Source organism: Aromatoleum petrolei (assembly GCF_017894385.1).
In the GTDB taxonomy this organism is placed as follows: Bacteria; Pseudomonadota; Gammaproteobacteria; order Burkholderiales; family Rhodocyclaceae; genus Aromatoleum; species Aromatoleum petrolei.
Genome location: NZ_CP059560.1, coordinates 3,760,496 through 3,783,637, shown reverse-complemented (window position 1 = coordinate 3,783,637; position 23,142 = coordinate 3,760,496). Strand labels below are relative to the sequence as shown.

The 23,142-nt window shown below is 66.6% G+C and carries 27 protein-coding genes; 16 read left to right on the top strand and 11 right to left on the bottom strand.

Annotation, left to right across the window (positions count from 1 at the left end; all coding sequences use genetic code 11):
* Positions 1 to 39: 39 nt before the first annotated feature.
* On the bottom strand, positions 40 to 1,458 hold the full coding sequence (locus ToN1_RS17195) for a murein hydrolase activator EnvC family protein (RefSeq protein WP_169207496.1): 1,419 nt from the start codon (positions 1,456 to 1,458) through the stop codon (positions 40 to 42).
* Positions 1,459 to 1,472: 14 nt separating this feature from the next.
* Positions 1,473 to 2,222 carry a 2,3-diphosphoglycerate-dependent phosphoglycerate mutase gene (gene gpmA, locus ToN1_RS17190; RefSeq protein ID WP_169207495.1) on the bottom strand — a complete coding sequence of 250 codons (750 nt, stop codon included), beginning with the start codon at positions 2,220 to 2,222 and terminating at the stop codon, positions 1,473 to 1,475.
* A gap of 160 nt (positions 2,223 to 2,382) precedes the next feature.
* Between gpmA and ToN1_RS17185 the strand changes: the two genes are divergently transcribed.
* The 6 genes from ToN1_RS17185 (at position 2,383) to ToN1_RS17160 (ending at position 5,424) form a co-directional block, all read left to right on the top strand.
* Positions 2,383 to 2,712: an ArsR/SmtB family transcription factor gene (locus tag ToN1_RS17185; protein ID WP_169207494.1), complete on the top strand. Its 330-nt coding sequence runs from the start codon at positions 2,383 to 2,385 to the stop codon at positions 2,710 to 2,712.
* A gap of 73 nt (positions 2,713 to 2,785) precedes the next feature.
* The gene (locus ToN1_RS17180) at positions 2,786 to 3,202 is read left to right on the top strand and encodes a rhodanese-like domain-containing protein (RefSeq protein ID WP_169207493.1); all 417 of its coding nucleotides are present in this window, start codon (positions 2,786 to 2,788) and stop codon (positions 3,200 to 3,202) included.
* 2 nt (positions 3,203 to 3,204) lie between these two features.
* Positions 3,205 to 3,465 carry a glutaredoxin 3 gene (gene grxC, locus ToN1_RS17175; protein ID WP_210147848.1) on the top strand — a complete coding sequence of 87 codons (261 nt, stop codon included), beginning with the start codon at positions 3,205 to 3,207 and terminating at the stop codon, positions 3,463 to 3,465.
* 47 nt (positions 3,466 to 3,512) lie between these two features.
* Positions 3,513 to 3,980 (top strand): protein-export chaperone SecB, encoded by a 468-nt coding sequence (gene secB, locus ToN1_RS17170; RefSeq protein ID WP_169207492.1) that lies wholly within the window; start codon positions 3,513 to 3,515, stop codon positions 3,978 to 3,980.
* A 5-nt stretch (positions 3,981 to 3,985) separates the two neighbouring features.
* A complete protein-coding gene (locus tag ToN1_RS17165; protein ID WP_169207491.1) occupies positions 3,986 to 4,432 on the top strand; it encodes an SH3 domain-containing protein in 447 nt (148 codons plus the stop codon).
* Positions 4,429 to 5,424 carry an NAD(P)H-dependent glycerol-3-phosphate dehydrogenase gene (locus tag ToN1_RS17160; RefSeq protein ID WP_169207490.1) on the top strand — a complete coding sequence of 332 codons (996 nt, stop codon included), beginning with the start codon at positions 4,429 to 4,431 and terminating at the stop codon, positions 5,422 to 5,424. The genes ToN1_RS17165 and ToN1_RS17160 overlap by 4 nt, the downstream gene beginning before the upstream one ends.
* A 109-nt stretch (positions 5,425 to 5,533) precedes the next feature.
* On the opposite strand, the gene ToN1_RS17155 is transcribed toward ToN1_RS17160, so the two are convergent.
* Both ToN1_RS17155 and ToN1_RS17150 read right to left on the bottom strand, forming a co-directional pair.
* Positions 5,534 to 6,001, bottom strand: a complete 468-nt coding sequence (locus ToN1_RS17155) for a tRNA (cytidine(34)-2'-O)-methyltransferase (RefSeq protein ID WP_169207489.1) — start codon at positions 5,999 to 6,001, stop codon at positions 5,534 to 5,536.
* A 1-nt stretch (position 6,002) separates the two neighbouring features.
* The gene (locus tag ToN1_RS17150; RefSeq protein ID WP_280516670.1) at positions 6,003 to 6,656 is read right to left on the bottom strand and encodes a ComFC family protein; all 654 of its coding nucleotides are present in this window, start codon (positions 6,654 to 6,656) and stop codon (positions 6,003 to 6,005) included.
* Positions 6,657 to 6,776: 120 nt separating this feature from the next.
* On the opposite strand from ToN1_RS17150, the gene bioB reads away from it, so the two are divergent.
* From bioB to ToN1_RS17135, 3 genes are read left to right on the top strand one after another with little or no spacing between them, the layout of a single operon-like run.
* Positions 6,777 to 7,763: a biotin synthase BioB gene (gene bioB / locus ToN1_RS17145; protein WP_425305837.1), complete on the top strand. Its 987-nt coding sequence runs from the start codon at positions 6,777 to 6,779 to the stop codon at positions 7,761 to 7,763.
* 14 nt (positions 7,764 to 7,777) lie between these two features.
* A complete protein-coding gene (locus ToN1_RS17140; RefSeq protein WP_169207486.1) occupies positions 7,778 to 8,671 on the top strand; it encodes a methyltransferase domain-containing protein in 894 nt (297 codons plus the stop codon).
* A 7-nt stretch (positions 8,672 to 8,678) separates the two neighbouring features.
* On the top strand, positions 8,679 to 9,338 hold the full coding sequence (locus ToN1_RS17135) for a pyrimidine 5'-nucleotidase (RefSeq protein ID WP_169207485.1): 660 nt from the start codon (positions 8,679 to 8,681) through the stop codon (positions 9,336 to 9,338).
* Between the two features lie 22 nt (positions 9,339 to 9,360).
* On the opposite strand, the gene hemB is transcribed toward ToN1_RS17135, so the two are convergent.
* The gene (gene hemB / locus ToN1_RS17130; RefSeq protein WP_169207484.1) at positions 9,361 to 10,377 is read right to left on the bottom strand and encodes a porphobilinogen synthase; all 1,017 of its coding nucleotides are present in this window, start codon (positions 10,375 to 10,377) and stop codon (positions 9,361 to 9,363) included.
* A 195-nt stretch (positions 10,378 to 10,572) separates the two neighbouring features.
* Positions 10,573 to 11,223 (bottom strand): ribosome biogenesis GTP-binding protein YihA/YsxC, encoded by a 651-nt coding sequence (gene yihA, locus ToN1_RS17125; RefSeq protein WP_169207532.1) that lies wholly within the window; start codon positions 11,221 to 11,223, stop codon positions 10,573 to 10,575.
* Between the two features lie 121 nt (positions 11,224 to 11,344).
* Between yihA and ToN1_RS17120 the strand changes: the two genes are divergently transcribed.
* From ToN1_RS17120 to phoU, 4 genes are all read left to right on the top strand, one after another.
* Positions 11,345 to 11,971 (top strand): c-type cytochrome, encoded by a 627-nt coding sequence (locus ToN1_RS17120; RefSeq protein ID WP_169207483.1) that lies wholly within the window; start codon positions 11,345 to 11,347, stop codon positions 11,969 to 11,971.
* Positions 11,972 to 12,132: 161 nt separating this feature from the next.
* Positions 12,133 to 13,386 carry a molybdopterin molybdotransferase MoeA gene (gene moeA / locus ToN1_RS17115; protein WP_169207482.1) on the top strand — a complete coding sequence of 418 codons (1,254 nt, stop codon included), beginning with the start codon at positions 12,133 to 12,135 and terminating at the stop codon, positions 13,384 to 13,386.
* 22 nt (positions 13,387 to 13,408) lie between these two features.
* Positions 13,409 to 14,077: a ribose-5-phosphate isomerase RpiA gene (gene rpiA / locus ToN1_RS17110; protein WP_169207481.1), complete on the top strand. Its 669-nt coding sequence runs from the start codon at positions 13,409 to 13,411 to the stop codon at positions 14,075 to 14,077.
* 75 nt (positions 14,078 to 14,152) lie between these two features.
* Positions 14,153 to 14,854 carry a phosphate signaling complex protein PhoU gene (phoU, locus tag ToN1_RS17105; RefSeq protein WP_169207531.1) on the top strand — a complete coding sequence of 234 codons (702 nt, stop codon included), beginning with the start codon at positions 14,153 to 14,155 and terminating at the stop codon, positions 14,852 to 14,854.
* A gap of 97 nt (positions 14,855 to 14,951) precedes the next feature.
* On the opposite strand, the gene ToN1_RS17100 is transcribed toward phoU, so the two are convergent.
* The 5 genes from ToN1_RS17100 to ToN1_RS17080 all read right to left on the bottom strand — a co-directional run bounded on the left by ToN1_RS17100 (position 14,952) and on the right by ToN1_RS17080 (position 20,737).
* On the bottom strand, positions 14,952 to 15,224 hold the full coding sequence (locus ToN1_RS17100; protein ID WP_169128567.1) for an oxidative damage protection protein: 273 nt from the start codon (positions 15,222 to 15,224) through the stop codon (positions 14,952 to 14,954).
* A gap of 3 nt (positions 15,225 to 15,227) precedes the next feature.
* Positions 15,228 to 16,958 (bottom strand): sensor domain-containing diguanylate cyclase, encoded by a 1,731-nt coding sequence (locus ToN1_RS17095; protein WP_210147847.1) that lies wholly within the window; start codon positions 16,956 to 16,958, stop codon positions 15,228 to 15,230.
* Positions 16,959 to 17,016: 58 nt separating this feature from the next.
* Positions 17,017 to 18,378 carry an amino-acid N-acetyltransferase gene (argA, locus tag ToN1_RS17090; protein ID WP_211162267.1) on the bottom strand — a complete coding sequence of 454 codons (1,362 nt, stop codon included), beginning with the start codon at positions 18,376 to 18,378 and terminating at the stop codon, positions 17,017 to 17,019.
* A gap of 137 nt (positions 18,379 to 18,515) precedes the next feature.
* Entirely contained in the window at positions 18,516 to 20,003 is a 1,488-nt protein-coding gene (pap, locus tag ToN1_RS17085) for a polyphosphate:AMP phosphotransferase (RefSeq protein WP_169208462.1), read from the bottom strand.
* An 11-nt stretch (positions 20,004 to 20,014) separates the two neighbouring features.
* Positions 20,015 to 20,737 carry a 16S rRNA (uracil(1498)-N(3))-methyltransferase gene (locus ToN1_RS17080; RefSeq protein ID WP_169208463.1) on the bottom strand — a complete coding sequence of 241 codons (723 nt, stop codon included), beginning with the start codon at positions 20,735 to 20,737 and terminating at the stop codon, positions 20,015 to 20,017.
* Positions 20,738 to 20,940: 203 nt separating this feature from the next.
* Between ToN1_RS17080 and ToN1_RS17075 the strand changes: the two genes are divergently transcribed.
* The 3 genes from ToN1_RS17075 to ToN1_RS17065 all read left to right on the top strand — a co-directional run bounded on the left by ToN1_RS17075 (position 20,941) and on the right by ToN1_RS17065 (position 23,019).
* Positions 20,941 to 21,750: an inositol monophosphatase family protein gene (locus tag ToN1_RS17075; protein ID WP_169208464.1), complete on the top strand. Its 810-nt coding sequence runs from the start codon at positions 20,941 to 20,943 to the stop codon at positions 21,748 to 21,750.
* A 78-nt stretch (positions 21,751 to 21,828) separates the two neighbouring features.
* Positions 21,829 to 22,098 carry a hypothetical protein gene (locus ToN1_RS17070; RefSeq protein ID WP_169208465.1) on the top strand — a complete coding sequence of 90 codons (270 nt, stop codon included), beginning with the start codon at positions 21,829 to 21,831 and terminating at the stop codon, positions 22,096 to 22,098.
* A 45-nt stretch (positions 22,099 to 22,143) separates the two neighbouring features.
* Positions 22,144 to 23,019, top strand: a complete 876-nt coding sequence (locus tag ToN1_RS17065; protein WP_169208466.1) for a phosphoribulokinase — start codon at positions 22,144 to 22,146, stop codon at positions 23,017 to 23,019.
* Positions 23,020 to 23,142 lie beyond the last annotated feature (123 nt).

The window sequence follows — 23,142 nt, the reverse complement described above, 5'->3', positions numbered from 1 at the left end:
CTCCATCGAGGAAACATCGCCCGGCCCACGCCGGAATATCTAATTGACCTGCACCCACTTCAGGGGGTCGAGCGGCTGCCCCCGATGGCGGATTTCAAAGTATAAACCTGATTCGCTGCCGCCTCCGCTGGCGCCCACGCTCGCAATTGCGTCGCCGCCGGCGATGTTGTCGCCCAGTTCCTTGAGCAGCGCATCGTTGTTGCCGTAGATGGTCAGGTAGTCGCCGCCGTGGTCGACGATGATGAGGTTGCCATACCCTCGCAGCCAATCCGAAAAGACCACCTCCCCAGCCGCCACCGCGCGCACCTGCGAGCCCCCCGCCGCACGGATGAACACCCCGCGCCACGTCGTTCCGCCTTCCGCCCTTGGAGCACCGAAGCGCCCCACGAGTTCTCCGCGCACGGGAAATCTCATCTTGCCGCGCAATTGCGCAAAGCTCACGCCGGTGGGGGTCGGCCCGGCCGACTGGCGGATCTCGCCGACAACGGGCTCGGAGCGCGCCGGCGGCGGCCGCGTCTGCCGCTGTTCCAGGGAGGCGTCCCGAGCAGCTCCATTGCCGGCAAGGGCGGGGCCGGCAGACGGTGCAGCCCCGTCGCGGGCGGAGTCGTTCCTCGCGGCCTGCTCCCGGGCGGCCCTTTCGCGCGCAGCGAGCTCACGCGCTGCCTGCTCGCGGGCAGCCTTCGCCGCCGCGGCAGCGCGCGCCGCTTCGCGCTCGGCTGCACGCCGGGCCAGCACTGCGACCAGTCGCCCGAGGCGCTCCTGATCCTGGCGCAGCGTCCGTTCCTCCTTGCGCTGGGTGCGCAACTGCTCGGCAAGGCCGACCACGGCTTCCTTCCGGCGCGCCTGCACGGCCTCGAGTTCCTTGCGCCGCGCCTGCTGCTCGGCCTCGAGCGCGACCAGCCGGTCCCGTCGCGCGACGATTGCCTCGCCCAGCCGGTTCTTTTCCCTCAGGTCATTGCGCAGAGTCTCGATCAGTTCGAGGCGCGCCTTGCCGAGGTGTTCAAGATAGTAGGCATCGCGCGCGAGCTGGTTCGGGTCGCGCGTCGACAGGAAGGGGGCGACACCGCCGGCCGCGCCATGCACGTAATGCCGGCGCAACCAGTCAGCGAGTTCGGACTGTCGCGAGACGATGCGCGCCTCGACCGCCTGCCGCTCCGCCTCCAGCACCGCGAGATTCCGCTCCGCCGCGGCACGGTTCGACGCGACTTGCTGCAGCTCGCGCTGCACCCGCGAGACCGCCCGCTCGGCCTCGGCGAGTTCCTCCGACGCGCTGGAGCGGGATTCCTCGGTATCGGCGATCTCCTTCTGCAGCTCGCGGATGCGCTGGCGCACCTCTTCGAGGTCGGAGCGCTTCTGCGCCACGTCCGGCGCGTCGGCAGCGTGCACGACGGCACCCGCCAGCAGCACGCCCGTGGCCAGCACGAGACGCAGGCCACGCTGCCACAAGAGTCCGTTCATCGGCAATTGCGCTCTCAGCTTCCGATCCTGCCCGGGGCAGCCGCGCCAGCCTGCCCGGCATGCACGAGATCGTCGTCGGCCAGGGCGTAGCTCTTGATCGGACGCAGATTGGCATCCAGCTCATAGACCAGCGGCTGCGCCATCGGGATCTCGAGGCCGGCGACGTCTTCGTCGGCGCGCCTGTCGAGGTGCTTCACGAGGGCGCGCAAGCTGTTGCCGTGCGCGACGATCATGACGCGACGGCCGGCCAGTATCTGCGGAACGATGACGGTCTCCCAGTACGGCACCAACCGAACCACCGTATCCTTCAGCGATTCGGCGCGGGGAAACTGTGCGCGCGGCAAGGACGCGTAGCGCGGATCGTTCATCGTCAGGCGCTCGTCGCCTTCGGCCAGTGCGGGCGGGGTGGCATCGTACGAGCGGCGCCATGCGTGCACCTGCTCCTCGCCAAAGCGGGCGGCGGTTTCGGCCTTGCTCTGGCCCTGCAAGGCGCCGTAACTGCGTTCGTTCAGGCGCCACGAGTGCTCCACCGGCAACCACAAAGCATCGAGCTCCTCGAGCACCAGGTTGAGCGTCTTGTTGGCACGCTTGAGCACCGAGGTGAAGGCGAGGTCGAAGGCGCACCCCGCGCGCCTGAGCAGCCGGCCGGCAGCGCGAGCCTCGTCGACGCCCTTCGCGGTGAGCTCGATATCGGCCCAGCCGGTGAAACGGTTTTCCGTGTTCCAGGTCGATTCGCCGTGACGGAGCAGAACGATTCTGTACATGAGCGCTCAGAGGATGTGTTGGGAGCGAAAAGGACCGACGCCCCCGGCAGTTGCCGCGCGGATGCCCGAGACGGGCAGACTGCGCACCAAGGCACCGATGGCGCGCTTTTACGGGCCGCGGTATTTTATACTAGTCGCCTGATCTGCACTTCCCGCCATCGTGGACACCAAGACCATCATCGACCTCATCGACAAGCACGAGCACATCGAAACCGCTGCGCGCGCGCTCAAGGCCATCGCGCACCCGCTGCGCCTGAAGATCCTGTGCGTGCTGGGCGGAAACGAGGTGTGCGTCCAGGACATCGTCGAGGCGGTCGGCACCTCGCAGAGCAACATCTCCCAGCATCTCGCGATCCTGCGCGACAAGGCCGTGCTGCAGACCCGCAAGGATGCCAACCGCGTCTATTACCGCATCTGCGACCAACGCACGCTTCAGCTCATCGCCCTGATGCGCGAAGTGTTTTGCAACGACCAGCCCGGCCGCAACTGACCGCCGGGCCGGCGGCGCCCCCTGCCACACACGAGCCGCCAGAGCACAAGAAAAGCAAACGGAGTAAATCTACGTGGAATTCCTGCAGCAAAACTGGTACTGGGCCGCACTCGCGGCCGCAAGCGGCGCATGGCTGCTGTTCGACCTCGCGCGCAGCCAGGGCGACAAGTCGCAGCTTTCGCCCGTCGAGGCGACCCTTCTGATCAACCGCGAGGACGCCCAGCTCATCGACGTCCGCGACCAGGGCGAATTCGCCGGCGGACACATCCCCAACGCACGCCATATCCCGCTCGCCGAACTCGAGCGCCGCAGCAGCGAACTGGAAAAGTTCAAGGACCGCCCCATCATCCTGTGCTGCGCCACGGGCAACCGCTCCGCGGCCGCCCTCGCCACCCTGAAGAAGGCCGGTTTCGAGAAGCTGTTCAACCTGCGCGGTGGCGTCGCCGAATGGGAGAAGGCGGGCCAGCCGCTCAGCCGCAAGAGGAAATGACGATGCACGCTAAGATCCGCATGTACGCCACGGCGGTGTGCCCCTACTGCGTACGCGCCGAACAACTGCTGCGGCGCAAGGGGGTGCAGGACATCGAGAAGATCCGGGTCGACCAGGATCCCGTGCGCCGTGACGAAATGATCGAGCTCACCGGTCGCCGCACCGTTCCGCAGATCTTCATCGGCGACACGCACGTCGGCGGCTGCGACGATCTCTACGAACTCGAACACCAGGGCAAGCTCGACGCGCTGCTGCAGGCCTGAGCCCCCTTCCCCTTTCACCCTTTTCAAACCATTCTTCAGGCACCGACATGTCCGAAAACGCTCAAGCCCCCGTCTTCTCCATCGAAAAGCTGTATGTGAAGGATCTCTCGCTGGAAGTGCCCAACGCCCCGCGCATCTTCCTCGAGCGCGAGAATCCCCAGATCAACGTGCAGTTGCGCACCGAGGCGAGCGGCGTCGACGAGGGCGTCTACGAAATCACGCTGACGGTCACCGTCTCGGCCAAGCTCGCCGACGAACGCACGGTGTTCCTCATCGAGGTTGCCCAGGCCGGCATCTTCCAGATCCGCAACATTCCCGAGGGCGACCTCGAACCGGTTACGATGATCGGCTGCCCGAACATCCTCTTCCCGTATGCGCGCGAGGCGATCTCGGACGCGGTCACGCGTGCCGGCTTCCAGCCCGTGGTGCTCGCCCCGGTCAATTTCGAGGCGCTGTACCAGGCGCAGCAGCAGCAATCCGAAGCCCGCGAACCGGGCGAACTGCCGATCCAGTAAACGCCATGCGCACCCTGCTCCACCGCATCGCTCTCGCGGCCGCGCTGGCAGTCCCGGCAGCGGCAGTGCACGCGATCGAATACCGCTCGGTCGCCGAGCCTGCGATCATGTACGACTCACCGTCGGACAAGGGCAAGCGGCTGTTCATCATCGCAGCGGGAACGCCGCTCGAAGTGGTCGTCAGTCTCGACAAGTGGGCCAAGGTGCGCGACGCAGGCGGCTCGATCAACTGGATCGAGCGCCGCGCGCTGTCAGAAAAGCGCACGGTGATGGTCACGAGTGCCCGCGCAGTCGTGCGCCAGCGCCCCGCAGCCGATGCCCCGGTCGCTTTCGAGAGTGCCAAGGACGTGGTACTCGAAGTCACAGGCAGCGCCAACGAAGGCTGGCTCCCCGTCCGCCACAAGGACGGCGCGAACGGTTTCGTCCGGGTGACCGAGGTCTGGGGGCTTTGAGCCCGACCCGCATTGCCGTGTTCGGCTCCGGCGCATGGGGCACCGCGCTGGCGCTGGCCTTCTCGGCACAACACCGGGTGATCCTGTGGGGGCGCGATGCCGACCACATCTCGGCGCTCGCCGCCGAGCGAGTGAACGCCCGCTACCTTCCCGACGTGCCGTTGCCGCAGGCACTCGAACTGAGTTCCGACTTCGACGCCGCGGCCCGCGGCGCAGACCTTCATCTGGTCGTCACTCCGCTCGCGGGTTTGCGCCAGACTGCGCGCCGCCTGCGTGACGTCGCGCCGTGCACACCGCTGCTCTGGGCATGCAAGGGACTGGAGGCCGGCAGCGGACGTCTGCCACACGAGATCGTCGCGGCAGAACTGGGCGAAGGCGCCGCCTGCGGCGTTCTGACCGGCCCCAGCTTCGCGGCGGAAGTCGCCCGCGGCATGCCGACGGCGATCACGCTGGCGGCAGCCGACATCGCGTTTGCCCGCGAGTGGGTGCAGAAGCTCCACCAGCCACGGCTGCGCATCTACGCCAACAGCGACGTCGTCGGCGCCGAAATCGGTGGCGCGATCAAGAACGTGCTCGCGATCGCTGCCGGCGTTTCCGACGGGATGGGCTTCGGCCTCAACGCGCGCGCAGCCCTAATCACGCGCGGGCTCGCGGAGATCGCACGCCTGGCCACGGCGCTGGGTGGCAGAGCCGACACGCTGATGGGTTTGGCTGGCATGGGCGACCTCATCCTGACCTGCACGGGCGATCTGTCGCGCAACCGCCGCGTCGGACTGGCGCTCGCGCAGGGAAAGACCCTCCCCGAAATCCTGCACGAACTGGGCCACGTCGCGGAAGGCGTGTCCACCGCACGCGAAGTAGCGAGCCTCGCCGCCCGTCATGGCATCGACATGCCGCTGTGCGCTGCCGTCGACGAGCTGCTCCACGGCAACCGCCTGGGGCCGCGCGAAGTCGTCGAACAGCTGCTGTCGCGGGAACCGCGCCAGGAATAGCCAGAAACCCGAGGACAAGAATCCATTCGGGCCGAGCCGTCGAAGTTCGGCGCATGCCCTTCGACAGGCTCAGCGCGAACGGTCGTGGCCGCACATAAGGCCCGCCTGCCTACAACATCGCGCCCGCGAATCCCAGCTGCCGCCACGCCTCGAACACGACCACGGCCACCGCGTTCGACAGGTTCACGCTGCGATTCGACGGGCACATCGGAATGCGCAAGGTGCTTCCCTGCGGCAGCTTCGCCATTACGTCCGCAGGCAGCCCGCTGGTTTCCCGCCCGAACAGGAGGACATCCCCTTCACGGTACTCGACCTTGTCGTAACGCTGCTCCCCCTTCGTGCTCAGCGCGAACATGCGCCGCCCCGCGAGGACGCGGCAGCACGCATCGAAGTCGTCGTGCACGCTGACGCTCGCGAGATCGTGGTAATCCAGCCCGGCACGCGCGAGTTGCCGGTCCGAGAGATCGAAACCGAGCGGACGCACCAGGTGCAGATGGGCGCCCGTATTGGCTGCGAGCCGTATGGAGTTGCCCGTGTTGGGCGGAATTTCGGGTTGATAGAGAACGATGTGGAGCATGTCAGGCCGGAGATGGGGTTCGCGCGACGACCCGGTTCACCACACAGGCGGCGCCATGCGATTTTAACGTGCGCGCGAGCTCGTCGAGCGTCGAGCCGGTGGTCATCACGTCATCGACGATCACGACGGTCTTTCCTGCGAAGGAACCGTGGCAACGGAAAGCGCCCCGCATGTTGCGCCGCCGCTCGATCCACGGCAGCGTTGCCTGCGGCACGGTGTCGCGAACACGCTCGACCGCATCGGCTTTGAACGGCAATCCCCACGCGCGGGCGAGCGGGCGAGCGATCTCCGCCGCCTGATTGAAGCCTCGCTCGCGCAGCCGCGCGGGATGCAGCGGCATCGGCACCACCACGACCGACCCCTGCGGCGGCGCAAACGGCTCGAGCAGGCCGGAAAGGAAGCGCGTCAACGCCAGCCGCCGTCCGTATTTCAAGGCCTGGACGAGGCGATCGACCGGGAACGCATAGGGCAAGGCTGCCACCGTCGCATCGAACGCGGGCTGCGCACGCTGGCAACTACCGCAGACCAGATCCTCTCCGGACGGGATCGCGCACACCGGACAGACCGCCGCCAAGCTCGGCAAGTCGGCCCGACACGCCTCGCAAACCAGCGCGGATCCAGCCTCCTGGCCACATACGAAACATTGGTTCGGCATGAGCCGGTCCGCCACAGTCCGTGCGACCCTCTCCATACGGTAAAGTACGTTTGACAAGTTTTCGCCGAATGAACGAATATGGGAAACTTTGCATTACATCCCGGAACAGCTTTCATGACAATGACTTCCGCGTGCCGCGACATCGAAACCCAGCCCGCCGCCAACGCCGCTCCCCGCAGGAAATGGAGCATCGCCGAGGCCGAAGCATTGTTCGAGATACCGTTCATGGATCTCGTCTTCCGCGCCCAGCAGGTGCATCGCGAGACCTTCGACGCCAATGCCGTGCAGCGCTCGACGCTGCTGTCGATCAAGACCGGCGGCTGCTCGGAGGATTGCAGCTACTGCTCCCAGTCGGCCCGCTACAAGACCGGCCTCGACCGCCAGCAACTGATGGCGGTCGCCGACGTCGTCGAGAAGGCAAAGGCCGCGAAGGCCAAGGGTTCCAGCCGCTTTTGCATGGGCGCCGCGTGGAAGGGTCCCAAGGAGCGCGAGATGGAAACCGTCCTCGCGATGGTGCGCGAGGTGAAGGCGCTGGGCATGGAAACCTGCGTCACGCTCGGCATGCTCAAGGGCGACCAGGCGCAGCAACTCAAGGAAGCCGGTCTCGACTATTACAACCATAACGTCGACACCGCCCCCGAGTACTACGACAAGGTGATCACCACGCACACCCTCGCGGATCGCCTCGACACCCTCGACCAGGTGCGCACTGCCGGCATCAACGTGTGCTCGGGCGGCATCATCGGCATGGGCGAGGGGCGCAGCGGCCGCGCCGGCCTGCTCGTGCAGCTCGCGAACATGGATCGTCCGCCGGAGTCGGTGCCGATCAACAACCTCGTTGCGATCCCCGGCACCCCGCTTGCCGATGCGGAGAAGCTCGACCCGTTCGAATTCGTGCGCACCATCGCCGCTGCCCGCATCATGATGCCGTCCAGCTTCGTCCGCCTGTCCGCGGGCCGCGAGCAGATGAGCGATGAGATGCAGGCCCTGTGCTTCATGGCCGGCGCGAACTCGATCTTCTACGGCGAGCGCCTGCTCACCACGGACAACCCCGAAGCCGACCGCGACGAGAAGCTGTTCGCCCGCCTCGGCCTGCACGCGATCTGAGCGGCCCGCAAGGGATGGCCGGCGACGCAGATTTCGCGCTCGACCGCAAACTCCTGATCCGGCGCTTCGGCCGCGCGGCGGCGACCTGCGAAGAGGTTGCCGTGCTCGCGCGCGAGGTCGCGCGGCGCATGGACGAGCGGCTCGACTACATCCGCATCGAACCCCGGCGCATCCTCGACCTCGGCTGCGGCACAGGGGCCGACTTCGACACGCTGGGGCGACGCTTCCCTGCCGCACAACGCGTCGGCGCCGATTTCGCGTTGCCCATGCTCGCCCGTGCGCGCGGCTCGCGCGGCCTGCTCGACCGCCTGCGTGCGCTGGGACGGCCCCAGGGGCCTTCGCTCGCCTGTGCCGATGCGGCGGCCCTGCCCTTCGGCCGCGCCAGCATGTCGCTGGTGTGGTCCAACCTGATGCTCAACTGGCTCGCCGACCCGCTGCCCGCGCTGCGCGAAATGCATCGCGTGCTGGAAGTGGACGGCATGCTGATGTTCTCGACGCTGGGCCCGGACACCTTGCGCGAGTTGCGCGCCGCCCTGCCGTCCACCCACGGCGAGCGGGTGCACCGCTTCATCGACATGCACGACCTGGGCGACGCCCTGGTGCAGGCGGGCTTTTCCGACCCCGTCATGGACATGGAAGTGCTGACGCTGACCTACGCGGACCTCGACGAACTGCTGCGCGACCTGCGGCTGTCGGGCTGTGCCAACGCGAGCGTCGCGCGCCCGCGCGGCCTGTCGGGAAAGGGGGGCTGGGATGTCGCCCGGAGCACCCTCGAGGCGCTGCGCCGGGATGGCCGCCTGCCCGCCACCTTCGAGGTGGTGCAGGGCCACGCATGGAAGGCCCAATCGAAGACGACCGAGGACGGCCGCGCCATCGTCCGCTTCCAGCCGCGCCCGGGCAGGGCCTGAGGCCGACGTGAGCAAGCCCTGCGCGGGGCCGGTGTGGCTCTTCGACCTGGATAACACGCTGCACAACGCCAGCGCCCACATCTTCCCGCACATCAACGTCAGCATGACGGCCTATCTCGCGCGCCATCTCGCCCTCGACGACGAGGAGGCCAACGCCCTGCGGGTGCGCTACTGGCGCCGCTATGGCGCGACACTGACCGGCCTCATGCGCCACCACGGCGTCAATCCGCACCACTTCCTCGCGGAAACCCACCGCTTCGAACGCCTGCACGCGATGATGGTGTTCGACCGCGCCCTCGGCGCACTGCTGCGCCGCCTGCCCGGGCGCAAGATCGTGTTTTCCAACGGACCGCAGCGCTATGCCGGCGCCGTTCTCGAGGCAATGGGGATCCGCCGCCACTTTGCGGCGGTGTATGGCATCGAGCAGATGCGCTTCCATCCGAAACCGCAGATGCACGCCTTCCGCCACCTGCTGCACGACCTGCGGCTGCCGCCGCAATGCTGCATCATGGTCGAGGACACGGCCGAGAACCTGCGCACCGCCCGCCGTCTGGGGATGAAGACGGTGCTGGTCGGCCGAGGCGTGAAAAAGCCGGCCTACGTCGATGTCAGGATCGCATCCATCCTCGACCTGCGCCGCGCGGCCGGCCGCCTTCTGCCGCGGTAGCGCTACCGCGGCAGCACAGCGCTCAGCCCGCGGCCTTCAGCCAGCGCGCCGCATCGAGTGCGAAGTAGGTCAGGATGCCGTCGGCACCGGCGCGCTTGAAGGACAGCAGCGCCTCCATCACGCACGCCTCTTCCGCCAGCCAGCCATTGGCGATCGCCGCCTTGAGCATCGCGTACTCGCCGCTCACCTGATACGCGTAGGTGGGAACCTGCAGTTCGCTCTTCACGCGGCGCACGATGTCGAGATAGGGCATGCCCGGCTTGACCATGAACATGTCGGCGCCCTCGGCGATGTCGAGCGCGACCTCGCGGATGGCCTCGTCGGTGTTCGCCGGGTCCATCTGGTAGGTGTACTTGTTGCCCTTGCCGAGGTTGCCGGCCGAGCCCACCGCATCGCGGAAGGGGCCGTAGAAGCTGGAGGCGTATTTCGCCGAATAGGCGAGGATGCGCGTGTAGATGCGATTGTCGCCGTCGAGTTCGGCGCGGATGCGCGCGATGCGGCCATCCATCATGTCGGACGGAGCGACCACGTCGGCGCCCGCCTGTGCATGGCACAGCGCCTGTTTCGCGAGCGCCTCGAGCGTCTCGTCGTTGAGCACGTAGCCGCGCGGGTCGTCGGGGTCGATCAGTCCGTCCTGGCCGTGGCTGGTGTAGGGGTCGAGCGCGACGTCGGTGATCACGCCGAGTTCCGGGAAGCGCGCCTTGAGCGCCTGCACGACGCGCGGCACGAGGCCGTCCGGATTCCACGCCTCCTCGGCACCTTCCGTCTTTCCGGCTGCATCGATCACGGGGAAGAGCGCCAGCGCGGGCACGCCCAGCGACACCGCCTCCTCGGCAACGTGCAGCAGCTTGTCCAGCGACACGCGCGTGACCCCCGGCATCGACGGCACGGTCTGCGTGACATTGTTGCCTTCGAGGACGAAGACCGGATAGATGAGATCGTCGGCCGACAGACGCGACTCGCGCATCAGGCGACGCGAGAATTCGTCGCGGCGCATCCGCCGCATGCGGGTCGCAGGAAAGGTTCCGGTAGGACGCATGTTCGATCCAGCTCCAGTTCAGTTATTCGACACGAAACATAAGGTAACGAATTCGGATGGGAACTTATTCAAAGTCCATTTACTCTGAAAGTTCGGATGGTGACGAGCCGTCCCCCGCTTCACCTCCCTGAGCGGGTGCCTTAATCCCGTTAAGGCGTTTGACCCCGGGCTTTATCCCCTTTAGCCCGGGGTCTTTTATTTTCCGGCACCACCCAGCCGCGCCGCAGCCGGAATCGGGCGCAACTCTTCCGTCGGAAGATTCAGCCAGCCCGCCACGGTGTGCTCCACCTCTTCGGCCCCGACCTTCTTCAGGCTCGAAAACAGTTGCACCGTGACCTGTGCCCCCATCGGCGCCACTTCGCGACGCACCGCGGCCAGCGTTGCAGCGGCCTCGTTGCGTGTGAGCTTGTCCGCCTTCGTCAGCAGCACGTGAATCGGCCGCCCGCTGGGCAGGAACCAGTCGATCATCTGACGATCGAGCGGCGTCAGCGGATGACGGGAATCCATGATCAGCACCAGCCCGACGAGATTCTCGCGCCGGCGCAGGTAGTTCTCGAGGAGGCTCACCCACTGCCGGCGGATCGCTTCGGGCACTTTCGCGTAGCCGTAGCCTGGCAGGTCGACCAGCACCGCCCCGCAATCGAGACGGAAGAAGTTGATCAGCTGCGTACGTCCGGGCGTCTTCGATACATATGCCAAACGAGTATGATCGGCAAGCGTATTGATGGCACTCGACTTGCCGGCGTTCGAACGGCCGGCGAAGGCAATCTCCGCCCCGTCGGGAACCGGCAGATCGCCCGGTTTTGCAATGGAAATCTCGAATTTTGCGTTGCGGAAGAGCGACATCGGAAAGGAGAGGAAAACGCGGATGGTTATGCCGGTCGGCGTACATTGCATCGCGCAAATCCCGCCAGCTGTTATAGAATACCGCGTTTGCGATAACCACTCACGGCTTTCTGAGGACACCATGATCAAGCGTTCCCTGCTGCTCTCGCTGCTGCTGGTTACGGGCGGCCTTCATGCCCAGGACCAGGCTCCCGACCTCGCCAAGGCGAAACAGACTGCAGAAACCCTCTGCGTCGGGTGCCACGGCGCCGACGGCAACAGCCCGATTCCGGTCAACCCGAAACTGGCTGGCCAGCATGCCGACTACCTGTTCAAGCAACTGAAAAACTTCAAGGGCTGGAACGGCAAAGCTGCCGAACGCGAGAACCCGATCATGGGCGGCATGGTCGCCGCGCTCGAGGAAGCCGACATGAAGGCGCTTGCGATCCATTTCTCGTCGCAGACGCTGCAGCCGGACTCGGCCAAGAACCCTGAGCTCGCAAAGCTCGGCCAGAACATCTGGCGCGCCGGCATCCCGGCCAAGGGCGTCCCTGCCTGTGCCGGCTGCCACGGTCCCGCCGGCGCCGGTCTGCCTGCGCAGTTCCCGCGCCTTGCGGGCCAGTACGCGGACTACACCGAAGCCCAGCTGAAGGCTTTCCGCGACGGCGTGCGCAAGAACGACCCTGCACAGATGATGCAGACCATCGCCCTGAAGATGACCGATCCGGAGATGAAGGCAGTCGCCGACTACGCCGCCGGCCTGCGCTGATCGTCCGGTTCCGCCGGAGTCTCGAAAGGGGTGGCCTGGCGCCACCCCTTTTCCTTTTCCGGCACCTCATCGTCCTGCCCGACCTTCGCACGACGCGCAAGATCGGACGATAATGCTCCCTTTGCATGATCGAGCGAACGCAGCATCCAGGAACGATAGCCATGGCACAGAACCCCGGTAGTCCGAACTCCGCCCGCTCGCCCAACTACACTGCCGCCGAGGCGAGGCAGGCAATCCTCGGACGGCTTTCCCCGACCGGCGGGTGGGAACGCATCAACGTCCGCAGCGCCCTTGGGCGCGTGCTCGCCGAGGATGTCATCGCGCCGTGCAACGTGCCGGCGCACGACAACTCGGCAATGGACGGCTACGCGGTACGCCATGCCGATCTTGCGACGCAGGGCGAGAGCGTCCTGACGGTGGTCGGCACCGCATTCGCCGGCAAACCCTTCTCCGGCATCGTCGGATCCGGCCAGGCCGTCCGCATCATGACCGGAGCGCCAATTCCGGAAGGCGCCGACACCATCGTCGTGCAGGAAGTCGCGCGCGCAGCCGAAGGGAAGGTGCACGTTCCCCCGGGGCAGCGCGCAGGACAGAACCTCCGCCGCGCCGGCGAGGACCTGGCACTCGGCGGCGTCGCCCTGCCCGCCGGCAAACGCTGCGGCCCTGCCGAATTGGGCCTCGTCGCCTCGCTCGGCATCGCCGAAGTGGTCGTGCGCCGCCGTCTGCGCGTGGCTTTTTTCTCCACTGGCGACGAACTCGCATCGATCGGCAAGCCGCTTGCACCGGGCGAGGTGTACGACAGCAACCGCTACACCTTATTCGGCGCACTGTCGCGCCTGGGCTGCGACCTCATCGACATGGGGGTGGTGCGCGACGACCCGCAGACTCTGGAAACGGCCTTCCGCGACGCGTCGGCCAATGCCGATGTAATCTTGACCAGCGGCGGCGTATCAGTCGGCGAGGCGGATTTCATCCGCGAGCTCGTGAATCGCCTGGGCGAGGTTGCCTTCTGGAAGATTGACATCAAGCCCGGACGACCAATGGCCTTCGGCCGCGTCGGCGATGCGTGGCTGTTCGGCCTGCCAGGCAATCCCGTCGCGGTGCTGGTGACCTTCTACCAGTTCGTGCAGGACGCCCTGCAAACCCTGTCCGGCGTATCACCGCTGCCCGAGCCGGTCTTGTTCGAAGTGGCATGCGGGGAGAGTATCCGAAAGCAGCCCGGAAGACGCGAGTTCTTGCGCGGGCGCCTTGCCGTCGTGAATGGCCGCCAGACGGTACGGCTCGCCGGCGCCCAGGGCTCCGGCGTGCTGCGCTCGATGTCGGAAGCGAACTGCTTCATCGTGCTGCCCGAAGAGCGCGGCGATATCGAGGCAGGCGACACCGTGCAGGTACAGATCTTCGACGGTCTCGTGTGAGACATACCAACAGGACGACGCAATGAATCAGGACGAACTTAAGAAGGCCGCAGCGCGAGCGGCGCTGGATTACGTCGAGGACGGCATGATCGTCGGTGTCGGCACCGGCTCGACGGTCAACCATTTCATCGATGGGCTGGCCGACATGCGCGACCGCATCGCCGGAGCCGTCTCCAGCTCGGAGGCGAGCGCACGCCGGCTCGAGTCCTATGGCATCCCCCTGGTCGACCTCAACGACGTAACCGAACTACAGCTCTATGTGGACGGCGCCGACGAGATCGACGGCGGGTTTGCCATGATCAAGGGCGGCGGCGGCGCACTCACGCGCGAAAAGATCGTCGCTGCGGTCGCCGATCGCTTCGTCTGCATCTGCGACCAGTCCAAGCTCGTGAACTGCCTCGGCGCATTCCCCCTGCCGGTGGAAGTGATCCCGATGGCCCGTGCCTATGTCGAGCGCCGCCTCACGCGCATTGGCGGACGCCCCGTGCTGCGCGAAGGCTTCGTGACCGACAATGGCAACCTGATCCTGGACGTACATGGGTTGCGCATTCGGGATCCGAGGAGCCTGGAAACGGAAATCAACCAGATCACCGGCGTGGTGACCAACGGCTTGTTCGCGCTACGCGGCGCCGACCTGCTGCTGATGGCCACCCCCGCCGGGGTCGAGCGGCGCGTGGCGGTGACTTCCTGAATCGAAGACATCGGTGCAATATTCCCGTCACATTAGGCTGCTAGCCTCGCGGACTCTCGGGACCGGAACATGAAGATGAACAAGCACACCTACACGCAGTTCGACAAAGAGCTGGAAGCCATACGCAAGCGCCTGCTGGAAATGGGTGGACTGGTGGCGCAGCAGCTGACGCGTGCGATCGAAGGCCTCGGGACGGGCAACCAGGATCTGCTCGAACAGGTCATCGCCGATGACCGCAAGGTCAATGAAGAGGAAGTCGCGCTCGACGATGCCTGCATCCATGTCATCGCGCGCCACGCCCCGGCAGCGGGCGACCTGCGCATGGTCATGACGATGATCCAGATGATCACAGACCTCGAGCGCATCGGCGACGAGGCCAAGAAGATTGCCAAGGCGGGGCGCCAGATCATCGACTCGGACGCCGCCTTCGTTCCCAAGGTGGAGCTGCGGCACGTGTCGACGATGGTCGTCGAGATGCTGCAGGGCGCGCTCGACGCCTTCGCGCGCATGGACCCGACGGCGTCGCCCGACATCGTGCGGCGTGACAAGGAGGTCGATGCAATCTTCAAGGGCATCATGCGCCAGCTCATCACGTACATGATGGAAGATCCGCGCGTGATCACGCGTTCGCTGGACGTGCTGTTCATCGCCAAGTCGATCGAGCGCATCGGCGACCATGCGAAGAACCTGTCCGAATACGTGGTGTACATGGTCAAGGGCCGCGACGTGCGCCACGAGGGTGTCGAGGCGCTGGAGCGCGCATCCGGCGCCAACTGACGGCAATCGCGCCGCCCTGTCGTGGCGGCCAATGCAAAAAGGGATGGCCGCGGCCATCCCTTTTTCATTGGCGCGCGCCGATCTCCGGCGCTCAAGCTCACTGCGCCGGGGGGACGTAGCCGCCGACCTGGTCGGCGCCACCGCCGAAGAAATGCTTTTCCATCTGCTCCGACAGGTACTTGCGCGCACGCGCATCCATCAGATTGAGACGGTTTTCGTTGATCAGCATGGTCTGGTACTTGACCCACTGCTGCCAGGCTTCCTTCGAGACGTTGTCGAAGATGCGCTTGCCGAGCGCACCGGGAACCGGGGGCAGGTCCAGCCCCTCGGCCTCGCGACCAAGCTTGATGCAATTGACCATACGGGCCATCGTTCAGTCCTCTCTTCTGCAATCGGGTTCATCGGATTCGGTGGGGCTCATTCTAGCGGATTCCCCGGCACAGCTCTCAGCCATGGTCCATTGATCGCGCCCGCCGCTCTTCGAGCGGTACATCGCCTGGTCGGCTGCCGCGATCAGCTGCTCGGAGGTCGATGCGTGGCGCGGGTAAATCGCGATCCCGAGGCTCGCGGTGATGCCGACGGTACGCCCGCCAAAGTCGAAGCGCAGCCCCTCGATCACCTCGATGATGCGGTGCGCAAGCTCGCACAACTCGGTCTCGCCGGCATCGGGCACCACGACGCCGAACTCGTCGCCACCGAGGCGGCAGAACATCTCGTTGCGGCGGATAACGTCGCCGACTCTGTCCGCCAGCGACACCAGCACCTCGTCCCCGGCCTGGTGGCCGAACTCGTCGTTGATCGGCTTGAAACCGTCAAGGTCGATCGCGAGGAGGCCGACCTCGTCGCCGCGGCGCGAGGCGTCGGCGAGTTGCCGGTCGAGCTCCTCGTGGAAGCGACGACGATTGTAGAGCCCGGTCAGCGGATCGTGCTCGGCCAGCTCGACCAGCCGCTGCGCGGTGCGGCGCTGTTCGGTGACGTCCTCGTAGATCCACAGACGCCCGATGCCACGACGCCCTTGCGCAGCCTCGACGAGCGCGGCGATGTCGGTGACGATGCGGCCGTCCTTGAAATGCACTTCATGAGGCTCACTGACGACGTAGGTGCGCAACACCGCGTCGATGTGCTCAAAGTAGGCTTCGGGCTGCTCGATGAGCTCGGCGACGCGGCTTTGCAGCACCACGTCGCGCATGCCGATGAGGTTCTCGTCGGGCGGAAAGCCCCAGATGTCCAGCATCGCGCGGTTGTAATAGAGCACACGGTGGTCGCGGTCCATGAACAGGATGCCCAACCGGATGACATTGAGCAGCGCCGACAGGCGCTGGCGCTCGTCGTTCGAACGCGCGAGGTAGCGCTCGCGCAGCGCCTGCGCGCGCCGCAGTTCGGTGACGGTTTCGAGGAGCTTGTACTCGGCTTCCTTGCGCGCCTGAATGTCCTCGGCCGACATCCTCAGGCCGGCGGGCTGCGTGACGTCCCTGCCCAGCGGCCGCCAATGGCAGGCGACCCAGCAGATGTGGCCGTCCTCGCGTAACAGCCGCATCTCGAAATCCTCACCGAGACTCCCCTCCGCCACGCGCTGCGCCATGCGCTGGCAGTAGCGGCGATCGGATTCATGCACCAGCAGCGCGAGCGCATCGGGTGCCTCGAGGCACGCCGCGGGACTCCAGCCTGTCAGCCGCTGTATTGACGGGCTGATCCAGGTCAGACGTCCGCGCATGTCGAACAGGGCTTCCACGCCATGCACGCCTTCTGCAATCTCGCGCAGGCGGGACACGCCAATGGCAAGCTTATCCAGCCGCTTCGCGTGATCTGCTGCGGACCCGCGAGCTCCCGCGTCGAGGGAAAGATGCGCGACGGTTTCCAATGCATCGAGACGCGACGCGATCGCGGCGTCATCGCCGGTCTGCCGGCGGACCGCCGCGTTGCCATAGAGGAGCGCCACACCGCCCCCCAGCCCCCCCGCCGCAAGGAGCACCGGACCCAGCACGCCCCAGTCGCCAACCACGCCGAAGTGCGCGCCGGCCAGGGCGCCAAGGCCCGCGAGCAGCGCTCCCGCCACGCCGGCCAGCGCCGGCGCAGCCCGCCACGGGACTTGCTTGCCGCTCACGAGGCCTCCGCACGCATGCTGCACGCGCACCATCGGCCGGACAATGCGCGCGCGTCCGTCATAGCTTCTTCACGAACACTTTCGAGCGGCGCTGGTAGTTGTACAGCTCGCGCTTCTTCTGCGGCAGGGCCTCGGGACCGATTTCGCTGAAACCGCGTTCGCGGAACCAGTGCGCGGTGCGCGTCGTGAGCACGAACAGGCGCTCGAGGCGCTGGTTGCGCGCGCGCTGCTCGATTCGGCGCAGCAACTGGTCGCCAAGCCCCGCGCGGCGGTATTCGGGAGTAACCGCAAGGCAGGCGAGCTCCGCCGCACGATCGTCGGAAAAAGGGTACAGCGCCGCGCAGCCGACCAGCACGCCGTCGTGCTCGACGACCGAGAAGCGGTCGATCTCCTGTTCCAGCAGTTCGCGCCCGCGCCGCACCAGCGTGCCGTCCGCCTCCATCGGCGAGATCAGCGCGACCAGCGCGGCGACATCCTCGAAGCTCGCGTCGCGCAGACGGAACAAGGGGTCGCGAGACACGACGGTACCGACGCCGGCGTGGGTGAAGAATTCCAGCAGCAGGCCGCCGTCCTTGTCGTGATCGATGAGGTGCACGCGCGACACGCCGCGCCGCACCGCGCGGATCGCGCACGGCAGGTAGAGGTCGAGGTCCTCGGTGAGCCCCTCCCCCGCATTGAACATGCGCTCGGCCTCGTCGGCGGTGACCGAATCGATCAGGCGCTGGTCCGCATCCAGCAGCCCCGGCGCGTCACACAGGTAGATCAGCTTCTCGGCCTTCACCGCAACGGCGACCGCCTCGGCAACCTCCTCCATGCTGAGGTTGAAGATCTCGCCTGCCGGCGACACTCCCATTGGCGAGATCAGCACGACGTTCTGCTGGTCGAGGTCGGCGTTGATCTCCTCGGCGATGATCTTGCGCACGGCGCCCGTGTATTGGTAGTCGACGCCATCGACGACCCCTACCGGACGGGCCGTGATGAAGTTGCCTCCGGTCACGCGCATGTAGCTGCCCGCCATGGGCGTGTTCGGCAAGCCCTGCGACAGCAGCGCCTCCACCTCGAGGCGGGTGACCGCCATCGCGGCCTTCACGCATTCGAGTGCATCGGCATCGGTGACGCGCAAGCCGTTGTGGTAGCGCGGCTCCAGCCCGCGGCGCGCGAGCTCGGCCTCAATCTGTGGACGTGCGCCATGCACCAGCACGAGGCGGATGCCCAGCGCGGCGAGCAGGTTGCAGTCGTAGGCCAGGCTCTGGGCGCGCGCGCCGGCGGCGACCTCCCCGCCGAAGGCGATGACGAAGGTGCGTCCACGGAAGGCGTGAATGTAAGGCGCAGCCCCGCGCACCCAGGCCACGAACTGCTCGGTCGACGCCGCGATGTCGGATGCCGCGGGATTGGAGGAGGGATTGGAGTGGCCGCTCAATTCTTCACCATCAGGAAATCATAAACCTCGCCGGGTGCGGCTAAGGGCACGCGTGCCCGGTCCATTCTAGCGGAATGCGCGGCGCATGGCGGCGCGAGCTCCTCACGGCGGGGTGACGCGGCTGCCGACCCGGTCCGTCAGCGATCCAGGACGGACTCGAGCCGTTCACAGAGCGTGCGCAGCACCTTGATGCGCGCAAACAGCTTGTTGTCCGCCTCCACCAGCGTCCAGGGCGAAGTCTCGGTGCTGGTGCGATCGACCATATCGCACACGGCATGGGCATAGCTGTCCCAGCGTTCGCGGTTGCGCCAGTCCTCGGCGGTGATCTTGAAGCGCTTGTGCGCCTCGGCTTCGCGCGCGCGGAAGCGCTCCAGCTGCTCGTCCTTGCCGATCTGCAGCCAGAACTTGAGCACCACCGCACCGGCGTCGGCGAGCTGGTCCTCGAAGTCGTTGATCTCCGAATAGGCGCGCATCCAGTCTGCTTCCGAGCAGAAGCCCTCGACTCGCTCGACGAGGACGCGGCCGTACCACGAGCGGTCGAAGATGGCGACCCGACCTTGCCGCGGCAGATGGCGCCAGAAGCGCCACAGGTAGGGCTGGGCGCGCTCCTCCTCGGTCGGCGCGGCCACCGGCACGACGTGATACTGGCGCGCGTCGAGCGCGGCCGTGACGCGGCGTATGGTGCCGCCCTTGCCCGCGGCATCGGCCCCCTCAAACACCAGCACGAGCGAACGCCCGCGGAAAGCCTCGTCGCGCGTGAGCAGCGCGAGTCGCCCCTGGTAGCGTTCGAGCAGCGTCTGGTACTCCTTCTTGTCCAGCGGCTGACGCAGCACGAGGCTGTTGAGCAGGGTGCGAGCGTCCGGCGCGGGCGGCAGCGGCGGCGCGGTCTGGCGCGTCACGAAGTGGCGCGCGCTGGCATCCAGGCGCTTGCGCAAGGCGTCGAGGAGCGTGCGCGCGACGAAGAGTTCGCGGTAACACGGATCGGAGCCGTCGACGATCAGCCACGGTGCCTCGCCCGTGCTGGTATGGCGCAGCGTGTGTTCGGCCACCTCACGGTGGCGGTCGTAGCGTTCGCACGCATGCCAGTCCTGCTCGGTGACCCGCCAGCGCGTGCGCGGATCCTTCTCCAGTGCCTTGAGGCGCTTGCGCTGCCCGTCCTTCGAGAGGTGGAACCACAGCTTGATCAGCAACACCCCTTCGCGCACCAGCATCGCCTCGAAGCGGTTGATCTCGTCCAGACGCTGATCGAGGTCGGCCTTTTTTGACACCTTGTCGACACGCTCGCGCATCGGGTCGGTGTACCAGTTGCCGAACAGGATGCCGATGCGCCCGCGCGGCGGCAGCGCGCGCCAGAAGCGCCACATGAAGGGACGCTCAGCCTCCTCGGTGGTGGGCGAGTCGAAGGCCAGCGTCTGGATGTGGCGCGGATCCATCCACTCATTGAGGAGGTTCACCGTCTCGCCCTTGCCGGCGCCATCGATGCCGTTGATCAGTACGACGACGGCAAAGGATTTCGCCTCGAGCAGATCGAACTGCGCGTCGAGCAGCTGCGCACGCAGCGCCGGCTCGGCGGCATCGTACTCGTCCTTGTCGACCTTGTGGCCCAGTTCTGCCGATTCGAACATCGTCCAGCCTCCTAGAAATCGCCCCACGCGGTCTGCAGTGCGGCGATCGCGGCGAGTCCGGCGGTTTCGGTCCGCAACACGCGCGGTCCCAGCCTCATCCCGACGCAGCCGGCGCTGCGGCACGCCGCGAGTTCGTCGTCGGACCACCCGCCTTCGGGGCCGATCAGCAGTTGCGCCTCCCCGGCCGGGCGGACGGCATCGAGCAGACGCTGCGTCGCCATCGGATCGAGGATCAGCCGCAAGCACTCACGGTGGCGTGCGAGATAGTCGCGCAAGCCGCAGATCGGTGCGACGAGCGGGACACGGTTGCGTCCGCTCTGCTCGCAGCCCGACACCGCGACCTGCTGCCAATGCTCGACCCGTTTGGCCGCGCGCTCGCCGGCGAGGCGCAGGACCGAACGCTCCGCCTGCACCGGGACGATCGCTGCCACGCCCAGTTCGACCGCCTTCTGCACGATCCAGTCCATCTTGTCGCCGCTCGCGAGGGCCTGCACCAGCACCAAGCGCAGCGGCGACTCGCGCTCGACCTCGCGCCGATCCTGCAGCGCAGCGAAGCATTGCTTGCCGCGCACGGACAGCAAGGCAGGCACCTCGCCGCCGCTGCCGTCGAACAGGATGACGGGATCGCCGTCGCGCAGGCGCAGCACGCGCGCAGCATGGTGGGCCAGCGCCTCGGGCAGCTGGATCTCGCCGGAAGCCGGCAGCGGGAAGGGGCAAAAGAAGCGGGAAATCATCGTGGTGTATTATAAGGACACTGCATTCCCGCGAGGCCCGCGCCCGGCACGGCCATGATTTCCAGTGTTCCCGAACGCCCCTCACGCGGCCTCTCAAGCGGCCCATTACGCGCCCGCCCGGCGCCAGTCTGCATGGCGTGCCGGAACGCGTCGGCCGGCAGTCCCCTGCCCATCGGCGGGCTGATGAGCGCGGGGCAACGCTGATGCCCACGGCCAGCCAAAGGCTTGCGCAGGCGCGGGCGCTCGAATCGCTGGTGCGCGACATCGCGCGCGAGGTGATCCTGCCGCGTTACCTGAAGACCGCACGCAACCGCAAGGCGGACGGCACGCTGTTTACCGAGGCCGATCTCGAATCTCAACGCCGCTTTTCCGAGGAACTGCCCAAGCTGGTGCCCGGGGCCGTGCTTGGCGAGGAGATGAGCGCCGCGGAGCAGGCGCACCTGTGGAGCGACGGGCGAAGCGGCTTGTGGTGCATCGATCCCATCGACGGCACCACGAATTTCGCCAATGGCATTCCCTTCTTCGCCGTCTCGATCGCCTATCTGATCAATCACGAGCCGCGCTTCGGCGTCGTCTACAATCCGGTCACCGACGAATCCTTCTACGCGGCCAAGGGCGCCGGCGCCTTTCTCAACGGCGTCGAACTGCCGCTGCGCGTGGCTGCGGCGCATCTGCCGGATGCGGTGGCCGGCATCGACTTCAAGCGCATCAGCCACCACCTCGGCGACGAACTGGCCGTGCGCCCGCCGTATTTCTCGCAACGCAATTTCGGCTCCAGCGCACTCGAATGGTGCTTCGTCGCCGCGGGACGGCTGGACGTGTATGTACACGGCGGGCAGATGCTTTGGGACTACGCGGCGGGCAAGCTGATCCTCGATGAAGCGGGCGGCAAGGCAACCGGACTGGACGGCGGGACGGTGATCGCGGGCCCGTCGATCAAGCGCGGCGTGATCGCCGCGGCCAGCCCCAGCCTGTTCACCGAGTGGCGCAACTGGGTCAGCGCCCACTCCTGATCGCCCGGCACCAGGCCTGAGGCGAACGCACACGAACCCTGCCATGATCCCCCGTCGCAGCACCCCTAGAAGCGATTCATGACTCTATCCGCCGCCACACCCTCAGGTTTGCAGGAACGCCGCTCCCATCCCCGCGTGCGCGAGATCTTCATCGAGGCGTGCGAACTGATCATGCCCTTCTTTGCCCGGGAAAACCGCTGGGGCAACTCGACGCTCGACCACCTCGCCTACCGCGTGCTGCGCGACCATTACCCCGAGCTCTCCTTCGAGGAAGTGCACGTGCTGGTCGTCGCCGCGCATCGCGTCCACGCCACCCGCGGCCAGCAAACCCGCTTCAACGACGCGTGAGCGCAGCGCGCCACACCCCGTGACCCCACCGCAACGGCAACCATCATGTCGACCAAACATCCCATCATCGCCGTCACCGGTTCGTCGGGTGCCGGCACCACGACCGTCAAGCACACCTTCGAGGCAATCTTCCATCGCGAGAACGTGAATGCGGCCATCGTCGAAGGCGACAGCTTCCACCGCTACACGCGCGAGGAAATGACGAAGCTGATCGAGGAAGCCGAGCGGGCGGGCCAGCGGGGTATCAGCCATTTCGGTCCCGAAGCAAACCTCGTGGAGGAACTCGAGGCCCTGTTCCGCGCCTACGGCAAGTCGGCAACCGGACGGCACCGCAGCTACATCCATGATGCCGAACGCGCCGCGCGCACCGGCCTGCCGATGGGGAGCTTTTCCGGCTGGGAGGATCTTCCGGTCGGCACCGACTGCCTGTTCTACGAGGGACTGCACGGCGCCCTCGTTACGGACAAGGTCGACGTCGCCCGTCACGTCGACCTGCTGATTGGCGTCGCGCCGACGATCAACCTCGAATGGATCCAGAAGCTGCACCGCGACACGCGCGAGCGCGGCTACTCGCCCGAGGCGGTGCAGGACACGATCCTGCGGCGCATGTACGACTACGTGCATTACATCGTCCCGCAGTTCTCGCGCACGCACATCAACTTCCAGCGCGTTCCGGTCGTCGACACCTCCAATCCCTTCATCGCGCGCGAAGTACCCACGCTCGACGAATCGATGGTGGTGATCCGCTTCAAGGACCCGCGCGGCGTCGACTTCCCCTACCTGCTGCGCATGATCCACGACGCCTTCATGTCGCGCGCGAACAGCATCGTGATCCCCGGCGGCAAGCTCGATCTGGCGATGCAGCTCATCCTCACGCCGCTGATCTGGAAGCTCATGGAGCGCCGGCGCGAAGCGATCTGACGCCCCGCGAGACGCGCCCCGGGGCGACATTTGACTCGAATGCACAGGGGTTTGTGTGCATTTTGCAGTGCAGCAGGCGCTACCCAAGCGCCCCCTTTTTCGGCGATAATCCGCGCTTTTCCC